Genomic DNA, 18,510 nt, shown 5'->3' on the forward strand with positions numbered 1-18,510 from the left:
CAGGCCTGTTGTGGCAAACGGGCTTGTTGTGGCGAGCGGGCTTGCCCCGCGCTGGGCTGCGCAGCAGCCCCAACCCCAAGCACCGAGGAGTCCCTGACACACCGCATTCTGCTGGATTGGGGCTGCTGCGCAGCCCAGCGCGGGGCAAGCCCGCTCGCCACAACAAGCCTGCTCGCCACAAGAGGCCCGCTCGCCACGGCAAGCTGGTAGCTGCAGGCCTCAGGCAGGCGGCTGGGTCGCCAGCATCGAAGGCCGCTGGCTGACTTCGGCGTACCAGGCGGCCAGTTTGGGATTGCTCGAACGCCACTGCAGGTCCGGATGGCGAAAATCCACATAGCCCAAAGCGCAGGCGACACTGATGGCTGCGATGTCGAAATGGCAGGCCAGCTCGGCGATAGCGTCCCGTTCCAGCTCGGCCAGGGTGCGGCGGATTTTGTTGCGCTGTTCTTGCAGCCAGCTTTCCCACTGCTTGTCGGCCGGGCGCAGGGCAGTTTCATAGCGCATCAATACGGCCGCATCCATGATCCCGTCGGCCATCGAGGCCAGGGTCAGGCGCCGCCAGCGGGCCGAGCCGTCACGGGGGATCAGCGGTTTGCCGACGTGCTGGTGGTCGAAGTAGTCGAGGATCACCCGGCTGTCGTGCAACACATTGCCATCGGCCAGGCGCAGGGCCGGGATCTTGCCCACGGGGTTGCCTTCGTTCAGCGCGGGGATCGGGTTGACCGGCGTGACCAACACAGTCTCCAGGGCGACCCGGTCTTGCTGGCCGGTTTCGTGGAGCAGGACCAGGACTTTGCGGACAAACGGCGAAGCGGGGTGCTGGAACAACGTCATGCTGGGCGCGGACATGGGCAATCCTCGGAAAAGGTCGGCCATAGACTAGACAGTTGCGAGGTGACTGGCGAGGGGGATCTGGTTGTTTTTACGGGCCTCATCGCAGGCAAGCCCGCTCCCACAATTTGATTGGTGAACACCATCAAATGTGGGAGCTGGCTTGCCTGCGATGGCGTCCTCAAGGCCTGCGCACCAACCCCCACACCCCGACAACTGCCGGTATCCCCAACCCCAGCCAGCTAAGGGAATCCCAAACCCCATCCCCCAACAGCGCCGCAAACAACCCCCCGGCACTGAGCAGCCCGATTGCCAGCGGCACCCCGAACACCTTCCAGAAATTCGATTGCCGCGGCCTCATGGCTTGGCCGCCTTGCGCCGCACCAGCCACAGGTACACACCGCTGCCCAGCACGATGATGGTCAGCACATCCAGCACCGCCCAGAGGATTTTCATCGGCATGCCGCCATAGTCGCCAAAGTGCAAGGGCTGGGACATGCCCATGGCGTCCATGTACCACGGCCGCCCGGCCACGGCGGTGACGCTCAGATCGCTGGCGTCGATCAGCACCGGCGTCAGCAGGTGCGAGGTCAGGTGTGTGCTGCCTTTCATAAACACCGCGTAATGGTGCTCGCTGGAAAACCGCGTGCCGGGGAACGCAATAAAGTCCGGGGTCATGCCCGGCGCGACCTGTTCGGCGATTTTCAGCAGGTCAGTGGCCGGCGCCCGCAAGGTCAGCGGCGGTGCGTTCTTGTAGGGTTCGATCATCGCGGTGAGGCTGTCATTGCGCCAGGCGGCGATGATCAGGTCGGCACAGGCGCTGATCACCCCGGTGACGCCCACCACCAGCGCCCAGGTCAGGGTGACGACGCCGATCAGGTTATGCAGGTCCAGCCAGCGCAGGCGCGTGGATTTGTCCTGGCGCACGGTGGCGAACTTCAAGCGCCGCATGAACGGCAGGTACAACACCGTGCCGGAAATGATCGCGACCACAAACAGCACACCCATGAACGCCAGCAGCAACTTGCCCGGCAGCCCGGCGAACATATCCACATGCAGGCGCAGCAGGAACATCGTCAAGCCGCCATTGGCCGAAGGCATCTCCACACTGTCCCCGGTACGCGCGTCCAGCATGAAGGTGTGCGACGAATTGGGCTCGGTCCCGGCGGTGGCCGCCATGATTGCAATCACGCCGTTCTTGTCGTCTTCGTCCCAGGCCAGGTACTGCATGGCTTCGCCAGGACGATGGGCCTGGGCCTTGGCCACCAGTTGCTCAAGGTTGAGCTGCGGGGTATCGGCCGGCATCTGCTTGAGCTCGGGCTCGTTGCCCAGCAAGTGATCGATCTCATGGTGAAAGATCAACGGCAGGCCGGTCAGCGCCAGCATCAGCAGGAATACGGTGCAGATCAGGCTGGTCCAGGTGTGGATGAAGGACCAGCGGCGGATGGTTGTGCTTTTCATTTCATAGCCTTCAGACAAGCCAAAGCCGCCCACGGGAGGCGGCCTGGCTGTGGAGCAGGTTAGCTCAGTGCATTACCACTGGTAGGTGGCGCTGGCGACGACGCTGCGTTGATCACCGTAGTAGCAGTAGTTGGCGTCACATGTGGACAGGTACTCTTTATCGAAGAGGTTGGTGGCGTTCAGTTTCACCGAGGCGCCCTTGAGGCTCTTGTCCAGGCGGCCGAGGTCGTAGTGAACCGCACCGTCGAACACGGTGTAGGCATTGGCTTTGCCCAGCCAGGTGTTGGCTTGGTCACCGTAGGTATTTCCGGTGTAGCGGGCACCAAAGCCGATGCCGAAACCGTCGAGCACACCGTCGTGCCAGGTGTAGTCGGTCCACAAGGAGGCTTGCTGGTTGGGCATCAATGTGAGGCGATTGCCTTTATAGATGCCTTTTTGTACTTCGGATTTGGCCAAGGTGTAGGCGGCGATGACCTTTAGGTTCTCGGTCACGTCAGACACGGCTTCGAGCTCCAGGCCTTTAACCTTTACTTCGCCGGTCTGGCCGTTGATTTGCTGGCCCCCTGCGCCGAGGGTCGTTACCTGCACATTCTTCTGGGTCAGGTCGTAGATCGCCGCACTCAGCAGCGTATTGGAGCCGGGCGGCTGGTACTTGACCCCCATTTCCCATTGCTTGCCTTCCGTTGGTTTAAACGTCTTGAGTGCGTTTGTATCTGCGTTGCTCGCCGGTTGGAACGATTCGGCATAGGACAAGTACGGTACGAAGCCCGAGTCGAACACATAGCTCAGTGCCGCATTGCCACTGAAGTGTTTGATGCGGTCAGTGTTGGTCGCATCGCTGTCGTTGAAGTAGGTGGTGCCCTGGTGTACCCAGTCTTCACGCCCGCCCAAGGTCAGGCGCCACTTGTCCAAGGCCATCTGGTCCTGCACGTAGAGGCCGGTTTGCACGGTTTTCTGATTGTAGTCATAAAACGGTCGGACATTCGTCGGGCGTAGAGTTGGTTGGGTGTTGATCGGGTTGAAGATGTTGATATCTGACGCCGTCCCATATATCGCTCGATAGGATGTATCGGTGCGTTGATGGTCAAGGCCCAGCAGCAAGGTATGGATGATGTTGCCGGTGGCAAAATCTGCCTGAAAATTGTTGTCCAGCGCGAACTGGCCAATGTTTTCGTCAACGTTGGTGGTAGATCGGCTGATATTGCCTGCAGCATCAGCCGGAGACCAGGTATAGGAGCCCACAGTTAGTTGCTGGAACGACAGCTCCGACTTGGTGTAACGCAAGTTTTGCTTGAACTGCCAGATATCGTTGAAGCGATGCTCAAAGGCATAGCCCAGAGCGTAGTAGGTCCGGTCGTAGAACTCATAGTCCGGATCACCGAGGTTCTTGTGGTGCGAGATCTTGCCCAGTGGTGATTTGATCTTGGTGCCCTGAATCGGCAGGAACTGGCTGGTGGTGCCGGTATCGTCGCGAGTGAACTGCGAGAGCAGGGTCAGCTTGGTATCGGTATCGATATTCCAGGTCAGGCTCGGCGCGATGTTATAGCGCTTGTTGTCGATGTGATCGACTTGTGTGCCGGCGTCCCGCACCACGCCACTGAGGCCATAGAGGAACTGACCTTCATCATCGATCTTGCCGGTGCTGGCGAAGTTGATCTGGCGATAGTTGTCGCTGCCGTACTGCACCTGGATGGCATTGCTCGATTCTGCGTTGGGGCGTCGGCTGACCATATCCAGCAGACCGCCTGGTGGGGTCTGGCCGTAGACCGACGAGGCAGGGCCACGCAGCAGGGCGAGGCGGTCGAGGTTCCAGGTTTCTGCTTTCGGGTTGGCGTAAACGCCACGCGGCAATGGCAGGCCATCGAGGAAATGGGTGGGTTCGAAGCCTCGTACGCGCATCCAGTCGTAGCGAGTGTCACTGCCGTAGCTGGCGGAAACGATGCCGGGCATGTACTTGACCGCGTCATCCAGGTTCTGCACGTTGCGGTCCAGCATCTGCTGGCGGGTCGCTACGGAGATTGAACGTGGTGCTTCTACCAGCGCGGTATCAGTCTTGCTCCCCGCCGCCGTACGCGTAGCGACATAACCCTCCACCGGGCCCCAGGCGCTTTCATAGTTGCCTTGGCCAATGATGCTGGTCTCGGGCAGGGCAACGACACCCTCCGGAACCGGCACCAGGCTGAAGGTGCCGGCGCTGCTCTGCTCCAACTGCAAGCCGCTGCCGCGCAAGGCTTCACGCAGGGCGCCCTGGGCGTCGAACTGGCCCTTGACCGGGGCCGAGGTCTTGCCTGCGGCCAGTGCTGGGTTGAGGGTCAATGCCAGGCCGGCCTGGCTGGCGATCTGGTTCAGGGTGCTGGCCAGGGGCGCGGCAGGCAGGTTGTAGGCGCGCACGCTGGACGCTTGTTCGGCGGCGATCAGCGCAGTGCTGGCCAGCGGGGCGCTGAGGGCAATGGCCACGGCTAACAGGCTGGGGCGCAACAAGGTGTCTAGCGTGCGGGACATACGGCGGCTCCTGAATGGAAATATTTCTCAATTGCCTGTGTGCCGAGCGAGAATCAAAAAGTGATAGGGCTGTGGGGAAATATTTTTTGTCTGGGAGGAAATGGGGGCTTTCAGAGCCCTATCGCAGGCAAGCCAGCTCCCACATTGATGGTATGCACAATTCAAAATGTGGGAGCTGGCTTGCCGGCGATAGGGCCCTAAGGCTTACCCGCGACCTTTGGCACCACCGTCACCCACCACGGCGTACGCTGCTGGATCTGCACTGGCAGGGTTGGCAGCAGCGCATTCAAGGCCAGGTCGGTGTCCTGCAACGGGAAGCTGCCGGTGATGCGCAGGTCGGCCACGTTTTTGTCCACACCCAGGTAGCCGCTGCGGTAGCGGCCGAGTTCCTCGACCACATCCGCCAGCCGTGCGTTGTCTACCACCAGCATGCCGCGGGTCCAGGCGTCGGTGCCGGGGCTGACGGTCAGCAGTGGGCCGAGGCCGTCATGGCGCATCAACACCTGCTGGCCTTCCTTGAACACCTGCTCCTGCTGCAACGCCTCGGGCTGCGCCGCGACGGCCGACTGCAAAACGCTGAGCCGCGTACCGTCGTCCTCGCGTTTGACGATAAACCGCGTGCCCAGGGCGCGCAGGCTGCCGTCGCGGGTCTCGACGATAAAGGGGCGGGCATCGTTGTGGCCGGTCTCGACGAGGATCTCGCCGTCCTGCAACACGATCACACGGCGTTTTTCGTCAAAGCGCACATCAATGGCGCTGTGGGTATTGAGGTTGATCAGCGTGCCATCCGCCAGTTTCAGCGTGCGCTGTTCGCCGGTGGCGGTGCGTTGGTCGGCCAGCCAATAGTTGATCGGCACGTAGCGCTGGCCGGCGAACAGCACCAGGCCGCAGACCAGCACCACACTGGCCAGGCCGCTGCCGAGCTTGCGCACCCGCTGGCGGATGTTTTCACGCGATTGCAGCAGCGCCGCCCGCGCCGGGCCGCTGGCCACGCTGAAACGCTGATCGAGCATGCCCAGTTGGCGCCAGGCACGGGCGTGCTCATCGTTGCTGGCTAGCCATTTCCTGAATTCTTCATGCTCCACGGCACTGCGCTCCCCGGAATCGAGGGACAGTTGCCAGGCAATCGCAGCATCCAGCACGCGTGCCGAAACCGGTTTGGAACTGATCTGAGTCACAGCGGTTCGCCATACAGTGCGATGTAGCACTGGCGAATGCCCTGGGCCAGGTACTGTCGCACCCGCGGCACGGAAACCCCCAGGCGCTGGGCGATTTCGGCGTGGCCCAGGCCATCGAGGCGGTTATAGAGGAAGGCGGCGCGGGCCTTGCTGGAGAGCTTGCCGAGCAGGCGGTCGATGGCCTTGAGGTCTTCGAGGATCAGATGCTGTTCTTGTGGGGAAGGGTGCTCGCTTTCCGGGATCAGCATCAGTTCGGTGAGGTAGGCCTGTTCCAGCGCCGCGCGGCGGAAATAGTCGAACAGCAAGCCCTTGGCGACGGCCACCAGGAAGGCCCGGGGTTCGCGCGGCTCGCGCAGTTCTTCACGGCCCAGCAGGCGCATGAAGGTGTCCTGGCTCAGGTCCTCGGCACGGCTGGGGCACGCCACGTTGCGCCGCAGCCATGCCAGCAGCCAGCCGCGATGGTCACGGTACAACGTGCCAACAAGCTCACTGTGGGGACTTTGGGCTGACGACAAGGCATCACCAATCGGCAAGTTTAAACTAACGAGAATTATTCGCGATTGTGGCAGAGGCGATGAGGCGGCGCAATTGGCGTTGGTCGGATGATGGCACCACAACCCATTCCAGGAGCCGGGTTGTGGTGTTTAGAAGGACGGGGCTTGCTTGCGACGTTTCCACTGGCTCAGGCGCTGCTGCAACAGTGCCGGGCTGTCCAGCCCTTGCTGGCGGGCGCGGCTGAACAGAATCAACATCAACTCGGCGGTGGCCAGGGCATCGGCGCTGGCGTGATGGCGTTCACCGACTTGCAGGTTGAAGTGGGCGATCCAGTCATCCAGGCCCGCTTCGCGAATATGCGCTTGGGGACACAGCAGCGGCGCCAGGTCTGCCACGTCGAGGAACGGATGGGCCAGGCGATAACCCAGGCTGTCCTTGAGCGCCCGGCCGAGCATGTGTTGGTCGAACGGTGCGTGGAATGCCAGCAGCGGGCTGTCGCCGACAAAATCCATGAAATCCAGCAACGCTTCGGCAGGATCGCAACCGGCGGCGATCGCACTGGGGCCCAGGCCGTGGATCAATACACTGGGGCTGAGTTTGGTGTGCGCCCGCAGCAAAGTGCGCTCGAACTGCTGGGAAAAGTCGATGGCACCGTCTTCGATCACCACCGCGCCGATCGACAGTACCAGGTCGCGATTGAGGTTCAGGCCGCTGGTTTCCAGGTCCAGGACCACCCAGCGCTGGTCACGCAAGGTGTTTTCGCCGAGTGCGCCGGCAGTTGGCAGTTGCGCCAGCCGTACTTTTTGATGCTCATCCAGCCCCGGCCGGTGAGGGCGTAGCCAACTGAACAGGCTCACAGCTGATACCTCAGGGCCAGGCTGCTTTGCAGGCGCTGGGCCTGGCGCAGGGATTCGCGCAGGATGCGCCGGTCCAGGTGGTTGAGGCTGTCAGGGTCGACCCGGTTGGAGTACGGCTGGTTCTCGCGGGTCTGCAACTGGTGCTGCTGCATGCGGGTTTGCTGGATAAAGTGGTAGGCCTCTTCATAGGCTGCGCCGTCCAGGCGTTCGATCACCTCTTTATCCACCAGTTGGCGCAAGCGTTCCAGGGTGTTGTTGGCGGCGATCCCATTGGCCAGGGCCAACAGGCGGGCACCGTCTACGAACGGTGTCAGGCCCTGCACCTTGAGATCCAGGGTGGCCTTGTCCGAGCCTTTGCGCGTCAACACAAAGTCCCGGAAGCGCCCCACCGGCGGGCGCTGGCGCAAGGCGTTCTCGGCCATCATCCGTTGGAACAGGCGGTTGTCTGCGACCTGGTCAAGAATGCCCTGGCGCAACTGGTCGCGGCCCAGTTCATCGCCCCATACCACGCGCAGATCGAAGTAGATGCTGGATTTGAGCAGGTTCTCCGGCGTCGCCTCGCGGATAAACGCAGCAAAGCGCCGGGCCCACTCGGCGCGGGACAGGCACAGCTCGGGGTTGCCGGCCATGATATTGCCCTTGCACAGGGTAAAGCCGCACAGCGCCAGGCTTTGGTTGATCTGCTGCGCCAGCGGCAACAGCAGGCCACGGATCTCGGCCGCGTGGGCGGCGTCCCGTGCATCAAACAGGATGCCGTTGTCCTGGTCGGTATGCAGGGTCTGTTCGCGGCGGCCCTCGCTGCCGAAACACAGCCAACTGAACGGTACGCCGGGGTCGCCTTTATCGGCGATGCTCAGTTCGATCACCCGGCACACCGTGTGATCGTTGAGCAGCGTGATGATATGGGTGATCTGGGTCGAGGACGCGCCATGGGCCAGCATGCGTTCCACCAGTTGGCCGATTTCGCCACGCAGCGCCACCAGGTTTTCCACACGTGGTGCATTGCGGATGGTGCGGGCCAGGTGCACCAGGTCGACCCGTTGCAGGGAAAACAGGTCACGCTCGGACACCACGCCACACAAGCGTCGATCCTTGACCAGGCACACGTGGGCGATGTGCCGTTCGGTCATGGCGATAGCCGCGTCGAAGGCGCTGTGATCCGGGCTGAGGAAGAACGGCGCCTGGGTCATATGGCGTTCGATGGCCTGGGTGAAGTCGCTGGTGCCATCGGCTACCACATGGCGCAGGTCACGCAGGGTGAAAATCCCCAGGGGCGCCTTGTGTTCATCGACCACCACGATGCTGCCGACCTGCTGCTCATGCATCAACGTGACCGCCTCACGCAGCGGTGTCAGCGGGCTGCACGTTACCGGGTGGCGCATGGCCAACTCACCCAGGCGGGTATTGAGTGAGTACTGGGTGCCGAGGTTTTCTACGGCTTTCTGCTGGACTTGCTGGTTGACCTGATCCAACAGGCTACTGACCCCGCGCAAGGCAAAATCGCGGAACGCCCCGGACAGCGCAAACAGCTTGATAAACGCCGGTTTGTTCAATTGCAGGCAGAAGGTGTCTTCGGCGGCTTTGTGCTCGGTGCGGGTGGCCCGCTCTCCCAGCAGCGCGGCCAGGGGGAAGCATTCTCCGGTGGCGATTTCGAAGGTGGTTTCGGCCGAATCCGGGCGCTGCCCGACCACGCGGCCCTGCTTGACGATATAGAAGTGCTCCACGGGGCCCGCCGACGGTTTGAGAATGCTCTCGCCGGGGCCGTAGAAGCGCAATTGGCACTGTTCCACCAGGAACGCCAGGTGGGCGTTTTCCATCTGGTTGAAGGGCGGGAACCGTTGAAGGAATTGCAGGGTGCCGTGAATGTTCTGCAACACCGCAGTTTTCCCTGCCTGGGTGAAAGCATCAGCTTTACTCATAACCATGACCGCAGTTTTTTGTCGTTATCGTCCTTCATGGTCGACCCCCACGCGGCGGGTGCCCATTGGACGTAAGTCTAGGTAGCTATAAGACCTTCGATGACTAAGGAAAAACCCTACATGAATATCGTCCAGACCCGTAGAACGCCCACTAGGAAAACTATCCGACGAAGTGCACATTGTTCGCCCTTCCGGCGATGTCTGACTAGTGTGCTGGGAGATTGAGAAGAATTGCCGAGAGACGTATGCCCGACCTAGATATTCTGAGTGACGCCGAGCGCGAAGCGCTGAGCGCCGTGATGCTGGAGCCTGATTTACCGCCGCAGCGGGTGCTGATCGTCGATGACGATAAAGACGCCCGGGAATTGCTGGCCGAAATCCTGGGGCTGGACGGCATTCGCTGCATGACGGCGGACAGTGGCGAGGCAGCGTGGGAATTGTTGAAGTCCAGCACGTCCATCGGCTTACTGATCACCGACCTGCGCATGGCCCCCAGCAACGGCCTGCAACTTATCCGCCAGGTGCGCGAATCCACCCGCGCGGCATTGCCGATCATCATCATGTCCGGGGACGCCGAAGCGCCGGACGTGATCGATGCAATGCATCTGAGCGTGGTGGACTTTCTGCTCAAGCCGATTGATAGCGTGAAGTTGGCGAAGATGGTCAAGCGCGAGTTGGGGATGGCGCAGTAGTTACCACTCATCGAAACTGTCAATTCTGACAGTCATTCGGCCACAATTTGGCACTGAGTTTGAACATGCTGGCGTACTGCTGAACGTACGTTACGCGAAGAGTGATGGTTCTCCTATTGTGCTCAATGGCACGTTCAATAACTCATCCACCTGATGGTTTTGTTGTTGGAACCACGCATTAAAAAGCCCTGATCTTTCGATCAGGGCTTTTTTACGTGCGGTTACTCAAAGACCATTCTTGGCCTTGAACTCCCGACGCCGACGATGCAACACCGGCTCGGTATAACCGTTGGGTTGCTTGGTCCCTTCAATCACCAACTCCACCGCTGCCTGGAACGCGATATTGCTGTCGAAGTCCGGGGCCAAGGGACGGTACAGCGCGTCCCCGGCATTCTGCCGATCCACCACTGGCGCCATGCGCTTGAGGCTTTCCATGACCTGGGCTTCGCTGACCACGCCATGGCGCAGCCAGTTGGCGATGTGCTGGCTGGAGATACGCAGGGTGGCGCGGTCTTCCATCAGGCCCACATCGTTGATATCCGGCACTTTCGAGCAACCCACGCCCTGGTCGATCCAGCGCACCACGTAGCCGAGGATGCCCTGGGCGTTGTTATCCAGCTCGTTGCGGATTTCTTCCTCGGACCAGTCGGTGTTCTGGGCCAGGGGAATAGTCAGGATGTCGTCCACCGAAGCGCGTTCGCGCTTGGCCAGTTCGGCCTGGCGGGCAAATACGTCGACCTTGTGGTAATGCAGCGCGTGCAAGGCGGCAGCCGTCGGCGACGGTACCCACGCGGTGTTGGCGCCGGCCAGCGGGTGAGCGATTTTCTGCTCGAGCATGGCGGCCATCAAGTCGGGCATTGCCCACATGCCTTTACCGATTTGCGCACGACCTTGCAGGCCGGTGCTCAAGCCAATATCAACGTTCCAGTTCTCGTAGGCGCCGATCCATTTTTCCGCCTTCATCGCCGCCTTGCGCACCATCGCGCCGGCTTCCATGGAGGTGTGGATTTCGTCGCCGGTGCGGTCGAGGAAGCCGGTGTTGATAAACACCACGCGCTCGCTGGCAGCCTTGATACAGGCCTTGAGGTTGACCGTGGTGCGGCGCTCCTCGTCCATGATGCCGACCTTGAGGGTGTTGCGCGGCAGGTTCAGCACCTCTTCGATGCGCCCGAACAGTTCGTTGGTGAACGCGGCTTCTTCGGGGCCGTGCATCTTCGGTTTAACGATGTACACCGAGCCGGTGCGGCTGTTCTTGCGGCTGTTGTTGCCATTGAGGCTGTGGACCGCTGCCAGGCTGGTGATCAGGCCGTCGAGGATGCCTTCTGGCACTTCATTGCCCTGGGCATCGAGGATGGCGTCGATGGTCATCAGGTGGCCAACGTTGCGCACGAACAGCAGCGAGCGACCATGCAGGGTCACCGCATTGCCGTCGACACCGGTGTAGGTGCGGTCGGCGTTCATGGTGCGGGTAAAGGTCTTGCCGCCCTTGGCCACTTCTTCGGCCAGGTCGCCCTTCATCAGGCCGAGCCAGTTGCGGTAGATCACCACTTTGTCGTCGGCATCGACGGCGGCGACGGAGTCTTCGCAGTCCATGATGGTGGTCAGCGCGGCTTCCATCAGGATGTCTTTGATGCCGGCGGCGTCGGTCTGGCCGACCGGGGTGCTGGCGTCGACCTGGATTTCGAAGTGCAGGCCGTTGTGCTTGAACAAGATGGCGATTGGCTGGGCGGCATCGCCCTGGTAGCCGATCAACTGGGCATCACTGCGCAGGCCGCTGTTGCTGCCACCCTTGAGGCTGACCACCAACTTGCCGTCGACGATCTTGTAGCCGGTGGAATCGACATGGCTGCCGGCGGTGAGCGGTGCGGCTTCGTCGAGGAAGGCGCGGGCGAAGGCGATGACCTTGTCACCGCGCACCTTGTTGTAGCCCTGGCCTTTCTCGGCGCCGTCGGCTTCGCTGATGGCGTCGGTGCCATACAGCGCGTCGTACAGCGAGCCCCAACGGGCGTTGGAGGCGTTGAGGGCGAACCGCGCATTCATCACCGGCACCACCAGCTGCGGGCCGGCCATACGGGCGATTTCGTCATCGACGTTTTGTGTGGTCGCCTGGAAATCCGCCGCTTCTGGCAGCAGGTAGCCAATGTCTTGCAGGAAGGCTTTGTAGGCCACCGCGTCGTGGGCCTTGCCGGCGTGGGTCTGGTGCCAGCTATCGATCCGCGCTTGGAAATCGTCGCGTTTGGCGAGTAGGGCTTTGTTCTTCGGTGCCAGGTCGTGGATGACCTTGTCGGCGCCGGCCCAGAACTGGTCGGCGGTCAGGCCGGTACCGGGAATGGCTTCGTTGTTCACGAAGTCGAACAGGACTTTGGCGACCTGCAGGCCACCGACTTGAACGTGTTCAGTCATTGCTTGCCTCACTCTGCGGAGCTAATTCGCTTTTCAGCTTTTCAATTTACCAATGAAGCCTCTGGCCATTTAAACCACAAACCCAAGGCACCAGTACATGCCATCAACGGCGGCTGGGTGGTTCCAATCAACGGCGCAAGGCTTGCTGACGGGCTGTTCGGGGTTCTGACGGCGCCTGGGCAGACATCGACCTAACGTTATGTAGTGCGCGCCGAGGCATACTACATGATGAGTTGCGGTTGTGAAAATTAGACTAAATACGTCGTTTAGCGACCCACTTTGGTTGTACGGTCACAGCGGGGAATGGGATGTTCTCAAAAAACCAATGGATTGTTCCATATAAATATAAAAATGGTACACGATTTGTTTTGCGGCTCGCTCCTACAGGCAGGTGCCTATAATCGAGTATTCATCACCAGAGGACTGTTGCCATGGACCATCTCGTACTCACTGTCATCGCCGCCGACAAACCCGGCGTGGTCGAGCGTGTAGCCCACTGCATTGCCGAGCGCGGTGGCAACTGGCTGGAAAGTCGCATGGCCCATATGGCCGGGCAATTTGCCGGGATCCTGCGGGTCAGTGTGCCAATGGAAAACCGCAGTGAGCTGGTCAGTGCCCTGGAGGACCTGTCCACCCATGGCATTCGTGTGCTGGTCGGTGAAAGCAGCGGCGCGCAGGCATCGGCGAGCAAGCCGATCCTGATGACCCTGGTGGGCAATGACCGGCCGGGGATCGTGCGTGAAATCACCGCGCTGTTGAGCAAGCAAGGGGTCAACCTGGAGCGCCTGAGTACCGACGTGCGCCCGGCGCCCATGAGCAGCGACCCGTTGTTTCACGCCGAGGCCGCGCTGGCGGTGCCTTCCACCCTGGCGCTGGACACGTTGCAGGCTGCCCTGGAAACCCTGGCCGATGATCTGATGGTGGAGTTGCAGCTGCGCAGCGAGGAATAACCGTCCACAGGGTTGTTCACGGAAATCTTGCATGGGCCTGTGGATAAGCTGTAGAGACTCGGCGCCAGGCCGCGCCGGCCGTGGCTTGCGGCGTGTTGAGCAAAAAACGAGCAATTTCAAAGGCTTGTGCACAAACGCCGGGGATCAGGTTGTGGATAACCTTGGGGTGAAACCCTGCAAGCCAAGCCGGCTGTGGCTTGCAAGGGTTTGTACATTATTTGATCAGCGTTTACGCAGGCTCAGCCATGCGTCGATGCTGTAGACCGCAAGCCCCGCCCAGATAAATACGAACGCGACCAGGCTGGCGGGGCTCATGTGTTCGTCGAAGAGCAGCACCGCCTGCAGCAGGACCAGGGTCGGCGCCAAGTACTGCAGGAAACCGAGCGTGGTGTACGGCAAGTGCCGCGCGGCGGCGTTGAAACACACCAGCGGGATCAATGTCACCGGGCCTGCGGCCACCAGCCACCAGGCTTCGGATGTGCTCCAGAACGCCATATTGGCGCTATGGGCAGTGGGGTTGAGCAGCAGCCACGCCAGGGCAATCGGCACCAGCATCCAGGTTTCCACCACCAGGCCCGGCAATGCCTTGACCGGCGCCTGCTTGCGGATCAAGCCGTAGAAACCAAAGGTCAACGCCAGCACCAACGACACCCACGGCAAACTCCCGACCTGCCATACCTGTTGCGCCACACCCACGGCGGCCAGCCCGACGGCGACCCATTGCAGGCGCCGCAGGCGTTCACCGAGCAGCAGCATGCCCAGCAGCACGTTGACCAGCGGGTTGATGTAGTAACCCAGGCTGGCTTCGAGCATGCGCCCACTGTTGACCGACCATACATAGGTCAGCCAGTTGCCTGCGATCAACGAGCCGCTCAACGCCAGGATCGCCAGGCGCTTGGGGTTGTCCCGCAGTTCGCGCCACCAGCCGGGGTGTTTCCACACCAGCAACAGCAAACCGCCGAACAGCGCCGACCACAGTACGCGGTGGACGATGATTTCGGCGGCCGGCACGCTGGCGATGGCTTTGAAGTAGAGCGGGAACAGGCCCCAGATGACGTAGGCACTCAGGCCCAGGATATACCCGCGACGCGGGTTGGCGGCTTGCATGCAGAATCCTTGCATAGGCAGCTAACAAAGCCGTGATTGTAAGGAAGTTTGTCTATCGATGGGTCGGCTTTTTGTAGGAGCGCGCTTGCTCGCGAAAAACCTGAGGGCGCCGCTGGGTGTCAGGTTTCCCGCGTTATCGCTAACGACCTTCGTCGGCACGCCGCCCGGAAACTAGCTCGCTCCTACATGATGAGCGAGCGTGATTTCCTAGAATAATTTCAGGGGTTCTTCGTTGAGTGCCGACAATTGCTCGCGCAGCGCCAGCACCTGGTCGCCCCAATACCGCTCGCTGCCAAACCACGGGAAGCTGTGGGGGAATGCCGGATCATCCCAGCGCCGTGCCAGCCAGGCGCTGTAGTGCATCAGGCGCAGGGCGCGCAGAGGCTCGATCAGCGCCAGTTCGCGAGGATCGAAATCGTGGAATTCCTGGTAGCCGTCCATCAACTCCGACAACTGCCCCAGGCATTCCTGGCGATCGCCGGCGAGCATCATCCATAAATCCTGGACCGCCGGGCCCATGCGGCAGTCGTCGAGGTCGACGATATGGAACATCTCATCGCGACACATCATGTTGCCGGGGTGGCAGTCGCCATGCATGCGGATGTTCTTGTGCGGCGTGGCGCTGTACACATCCTCCACGCGCTTGAGCAAGTCACGGGCCACGGATTCGTAGGCAGGCAGCAGGCTCTTGGGAATGAAGTTGCCTTCGAGCAACGTGTTCAGGGAGTCATGACCGAAGTTCTTCACCCCCAGGGCTTCGCGGTGTTCGAAGGGGCGGGTGGCGCCCACCGCATGCAAGCGCCCGAGCAACTGCCCAAGGCGGTACAACTGATCGAGATTGCCCGGCTCCGGCGCCCGGCCACCACGGCGAGGGAACAGGGTGAAACGAAAGCCCGCGTGTTCGAACAGGCTTTCGCCGTTATGGATCATCGGGGCGACCACAGGCACTTCGCATTCGGCCAGTTCGAAGGTGAAGCGGTGTTCTTCAAGGATCGCTTCGTTGGTCCAGCGCTGGGGCCGGTAGAACTTGGCGATCAGCGGCTCGCAGTCTTCGATGCCGACTTGATACACCCGGTTTTCGTAGCTGTTGAGCGCCAAAACGCGGGCGTCGCTGAGAAAATCGATGCTTTCGACAGCGTCGAGAACCAGGTCGGGGGTCAATGTTTCAAACGGGTGGGCCATGCGAACTCCTGCGCGCAGCAGGTCGCCGCGTCCGGCCGGGTATGGTAGCGCACCGGGCTGGAGATAGGTGGTGTGTGTACTATCGCCTTCGCGAGCAAGCCCGCTCCCTCACTTGGCCGGTGTACACAGAAACACTGTGGGCTTGCCCGCGATGAGGCCCTGAAGATCACCTAGACCGGCGTGCCCAGCAGCACATTGCTCGGCGCAAACTGCACCTGAACCTGCGTGCCTTCACTTGCCGCCACCGCCTTGAGCTGCTCGGGCGCCGCCAGTGCACATAGCACCAGGCCATTGGGCAAGGTGATGCGCACCTCACTGGGGCCGTCATCGGCATCAAGCATGGCCTCGATCACGCCGCCCATGCAGTTGAATCCAGGCGTCGGCGCTTGGTCAGCGGCGATCAGCTCCAGCCAACCGGCCTTGATCAGCGCGACCACTTCAGTGCCGATTTCCAGTTCCAGGCGCAGGGTGCTGTCATGGGTGATTTGCGCATCGAGGGTCAAGCCACCGGCCAGCTCCAGGCGCACTCGATCATTGCGGCCATGGCTGTCGATGGCGATCACTTGGCCATGCAATTGGTTACGCGCACTGGTGCGCAGCATCAGGCGGCCCAGCAGGTTGAAATCGCTGGCGTCTTCGGCAGCCTCCAGGACCTGGGCCTGCACGGTCTGCAGGCGCTGATACAGGCGCAACACCCGTTCACCTTCGGCCGAGAGCCGCGCGCCGCCGCCGCCCTTGCCGCCGACGCTGCGTTCAACCAGGGGCTTTTGCGCCAGGTTGTTCAGTTCATCGATGGCATCCCACGCGGCCTTGTAGCTCAAACCGGCGCTTTTCGCGGCACGGGTGATGGAGCCCTGCTCGGCGATATGTTGCAGCAAGGCGATACGCTGGGGGCGACGAACGATATGTTGGCTCAACAGAGACGGTAAAGGCATGGCGAACGGCTGCACACTGGCTTGGGATACGCGGGACGTTGCGGGCAGGCGTCGCCGGAGTCAAGTCATGTGCCGGGCTTGGGTGTGCGCGCCAGGCAATACACATCGACCTGGCGCGCGCCGGCGTGTAGCAGCAGGCGGGCCAGGCTGTGGGCGGTGGCGCCGGTGGTCAGCACATCGTCCACCAGCGCCAGGTGTTGGCCCTGCACCTGCGCGCCCGGGGCCAGGGCAAAGGCCTTGAGCAGGTTGCGCTGGCGCTGCCTGGCGTCCAGTTGCTGTTGGGCGATGGTGTCCTGGGGGCGCAGCAGCAGTTGTTCATCCACAGGCAGGTCGAGGTCCCGGCCCAGCCAGCGGGCGAGCATGGCGGCCTGGTTGTAGCCACGTTGGCGCAGGCGTTTGGCGGCCATCGGCACAGGAAGCAGGCGGTCGGGGCGTGCCAGTTCGGCGTTGTCGAAGCGGTCTTGCAGGCATTGCCCCAGCAGGCTTGCCAGTAGATGCCCCAGGGGCCATTTGCCCTGATGTTTGAAGCGGCTGATCAGGCTGTCCAGGGGAAAGCCATAGGTCCAGGGCGCCACGACTTGCTGGAATGCCGGGGGTGAGTGCAGGCATTGGCCGCAGGTCAGGCCGCTGACGGGTAAGGGCAGGGCGCACACCTGGCAGCAATCCGTCAGCCACGGCAGGTCGATTTCGCAGGCATTGCATAGCGTAGCGGGGGAGTCCGTGGCTTCATCGCAGAGCAAACAGGTCTGGTTGCTTTTTAACCAGATGTAAACCTCGTGTTTGTAGTCAGGTTGACAGTGCATGAATCTTCCTTAAATATGCCGAGCATCCGTGTCGTGCCTGTGGGTATTGCCCTTCCCACAGCGCTTGCCCAAGCATAAACAAGGAATCGCCCATGAGCGCCAGCCTCACTGCCACCTTGCGTCACGACTGGTCTTTGGCCGAAGTCAAAGCCCTGTTCGTCCAGCCGTTCAATGACCTGCTGTTCCAGGCGCAGACCGTGCACCGCGCGCATTTCGATGCCAATCGAGTGCAGGTTTCGACCTTGCTGTCGATCAAGACCGGTGCCTGCCCGGAAGATTGCAAATATTGTCCGCAGTCGGGCCACTACAACACCGGCCTGGAAAAAGAAAAGCTGATGGAAGTGCAGAAAGTCCTCGAAGAGGCGGCACGTGCCAAGGCCATCGGTTCGACCCGCTTCTGCATGGGCGCCGCGTGGAAGCATCCATCGGCCAAAGACATGCCCTATGTGTTGCAGATGGTGAAAGGCGTCAAGGCCATGGGCCTGGAAACCTGCATGACCCTGGGTCGTCTGGACCAGGACCAAACCGAGGCCCTGGCCCAGGCGGGCCTGGACTACTACAACCACAACCTGGATACGTCGCCGGAGTTCTACGGCTCGATCATCACCACCCGCACCTACAGCGAACGCCTGCAAACCCTGGCGTATGTACGTGATTCGGGGATGAAGATCTGCTCGGGCGGTATCCTCGGCATGGGCGAATCCCTCGACGACCGCGCCAACCTGCTGATCCAGTTGGCCAACCTGCCGGAGCATCCGGAATCGGTGCCGATCAACATGCTGGTGAAGGTGGCCGGTACGCCCCTGGAGAATGCCGAGGATATCGACCCGTTCGACTTTATCCGCATGCTCGCCGTGGCGCGCATCCTGATGCCGAAATCCCATGTGCGGCTGTCCGCCGGCCGTGAAGCGATGAACGAGCAGATGCAGGCTTTGGCGTTCTTTGCCGGTGCCAACTCGATCTTCTACGGCGACAAGTTGCTGACCACCGCCAACCCGCAGGCCGACAAGGACATGCAGCTGTTCTCACGGCTGGGCATCCTGCCGGAAGCTCGTGAAGAGCACGCCGATGAAGTGCACCAGGCGGCGATTGAGCAGGCGTTGGTCGAGCAGAAAAGCAGCGAGCAGTTCTACAACGCTGTCGTCTGATTGAAATGCCATCCAAATGTGGGAGCGGGCTTGCCCGCGATCAGGGA

The 18,510-nt window shown here is 61.5% G+C and carries 16 protein-coding genes; 3 read left to right on the top strand and 13 right to left on the bottom strand.

All coding sequences use genetic code 11. From position 1 onward, the window contains the following. Positions 1 to 219: 219 nt before the first annotated feature. The 8 genes from BHC62_RS06085 to BHC62_RS06120 all read right to left on the bottom strand — a co-directional run bounded on the left by BHC62_RS06085 (position 220) and on the right by BHC62_RS06120 (position 9,243). Positions 220 to 849, bottom strand: coding sequence for a glutathione S-transferase family protein (locus tag BHC62_RS06085; RefSeq protein ID WP_070994482.1), 630 nt, complete (start codon positions 847 to 849; stop codon positions 220 to 222). 163 nt (positions 850 to 1,012) lie between these two features. Further along, positions 1,013 to 1,192: a hypothetical protein gene (locus BHC62_RS28870; protein ID WP_070994483.1), complete on the bottom strand. Its 180-nt coding sequence runs from the start codon at positions 1,190 to 1,192 to the stop codon at positions 1,013 to 1,015. Then, the gene (locus tag BHC62_RS06095) at positions 1,189 to 2,292 is read right to left on the bottom strand and encodes a PepSY domain-containing protein (protein ID WP_070994527.1); all 1,104 of its coding nucleotides are present in this window, start codon (positions 2,290 to 2,292) and stop codon (positions 1,189 to 1,191) included. The genes BHC62_RS28870 and BHC62_RS06095 overlap by 4 nt, the downstream gene beginning before the upstream one ends. A 72-nt stretch (positions 2,293 to 2,364) precedes the next feature. Then, a complete protein-coding gene (locus tag BHC62_RS06100) occupies positions 2,365 to 4,794 on the bottom strand; it encodes a TonB-dependent siderophore receptor (protein ID WP_070994484.1) in 2,430 nt (809 codons plus the stop codon). Positions 4,795 to 4,991: 197 nt separating this feature from the next. Next, entirely contained in the window at positions 4,992 to 5,972 is a 981-nt protein-coding gene (locus BHC62_RS06105; protein WP_070994485.1) for a FecR domain-containing protein, read from the bottom strand. Further along, complete coding sequence (locus BHC62_RS06110; protein ID WP_070994528.1) at positions 5,969 to 6,487, bottom strand: RNA polymerase sigma factor; 519 nt, start codon at positions 6,485 to 6,487, stop codon at positions 5,969 to 5,971. Before BHC62_RS06110 ends, BHC62_RS06105 begins: the two co-directional genes overlap by 4 nt. A gap of 129 nt (positions 6,488 to 6,616) precedes the next feature. Continuing rightward, the gene (locus BHC62_RS06115) at positions 6,617 to 7,324 is read right to left on the bottom strand and encodes a PolC-type DNA polymerase III (protein ID WP_070994486.1); all 708 of its coding nucleotides are present in this window, start codon (positions 7,322 to 7,324) and stop codon (positions 6,617 to 6,619) included. Further along, complete coding sequence (locus BHC62_RS06120) at positions 7,321 to 9,243, bottom strand: putative nucleotidyltransferase substrate binding domain-containing protein (RefSeq protein ID WP_070994487.1); 1,923 nt, start codon at positions 9,241 to 9,243, stop codon at positions 7,321 to 7,323. Before BHC62_RS06120 ends, BHC62_RS06115 begins: the two co-directional genes overlap by 4 nt. 245 nt (positions 9,244 to 9,488) lie before the next feature. Between BHC62_RS06120 and BHC62_RS06125 the strand changes: the two genes are divergently transcribed. Continuing rightward, on the top strand, positions 9,489 to 9,935 hold the full coding sequence (locus BHC62_RS06125; RefSeq protein WP_070994488.1) for a response regulator: 447 nt from the start codon (positions 9,489 to 9,491) through the stop codon (positions 9,933 to 9,935). 225 nt (positions 9,936 to 10,160) lie between these two features. Here the strand turns inward: BHC62_RS06125 and BHC62_RS06130 are convergent, their stop codons facing one another. Then, positions 10,161 to 12,338, bottom strand: a complete 2,178-nt coding sequence (locus tag BHC62_RS06130; protein WP_070994489.1) for a malate synthase G — start codon at positions 12,336 to 12,338, stop codon at positions 10,161 to 10,163. A gap of 431 nt (positions 12,339 to 12,769) precedes the next feature. Between BHC62_RS06130 and BHC62_RS06135 the strand changes: the two genes are divergently transcribed. Next, positions 12,770 to 13,288, top strand: a complete 519-nt coding sequence (locus BHC62_RS06135) for a glycine cleavage system protein R (RefSeq protein WP_070994490.1) — start codon at positions 12,770 to 12,772, stop codon at positions 13,286 to 13,288. Positions 13,289 to 13,510: 222 nt separating this feature from the next. Here BHC62_RS06135 and rarD read toward each other — a convergent pair whose 3' ends face one another. From rarD to BHC62_RS06155, 4 genes are all read right to left on the bottom strand, one after another. After that, positions 13,511 to 14,395: an EamA family transporter RarD gene (gene rarD, locus BHC62_RS06140; RefSeq protein WP_029296920.1), complete on the bottom strand. Its 885-nt coding sequence runs from the start codon at positions 14,393 to 14,395 to the stop codon at positions 13,511 to 13,513. Positions 14,396 to 14,602: 207 nt separating this feature from the next. Then, positions 14,603 to 15,577 (bottom strand): serine/threonine protein kinase, encoded by a 975-nt coding sequence (locus BHC62_RS06145; protein ID WP_070994491.1) that lies wholly within the window; start codon positions 15,575 to 15,577, stop codon positions 14,603 to 14,605. 170 nt (positions 15,578 to 15,747) lie between these two features. Then, a complete protein-coding gene (locus BHC62_RS06150) occupies positions 15,748 to 16,512 on the bottom strand; it encodes a TOBE domain-containing protein (protein ID WP_070994492.1) in 765 nt (254 codons plus the stop codon). A gap of 65 nt (positions 16,513 to 16,577) precedes the next feature. Continuing rightward, entirely contained in the window at positions 16,578 to 17,315 is a 738-nt protein-coding gene (locus BHC62_RS06155; RefSeq protein WP_070994493.1) for a ComF family protein, read from the bottom strand. 92 nt (positions 17,316 to 17,407) lie between these two features. Between BHC62_RS06155 and bioB the strand changes: the two genes are divergently transcribed. After that, a complete protein-coding gene (gene bioB, locus BHC62_RS06160; RefSeq protein WP_070994494.1) occupies positions 17,408 to 18,463 on the top strand; it encodes a biotin synthase BioB in 1,056 nt (351 codons plus the stop codon). Positions 18,464 to 18,510: the final 47 nt, after the last annotated feature.

Origin of the sequence: Pseudomonas sp. 06C 126, assembly GCF_001855215.1 — a bacterium.
Lineage (GTDB): Bacteria > Pseudomonadota > Gammaproteobacteria > Pseudomonadales > Pseudomonadaceae > Aquipseudomonas > Aquipseudomonas proteolytica.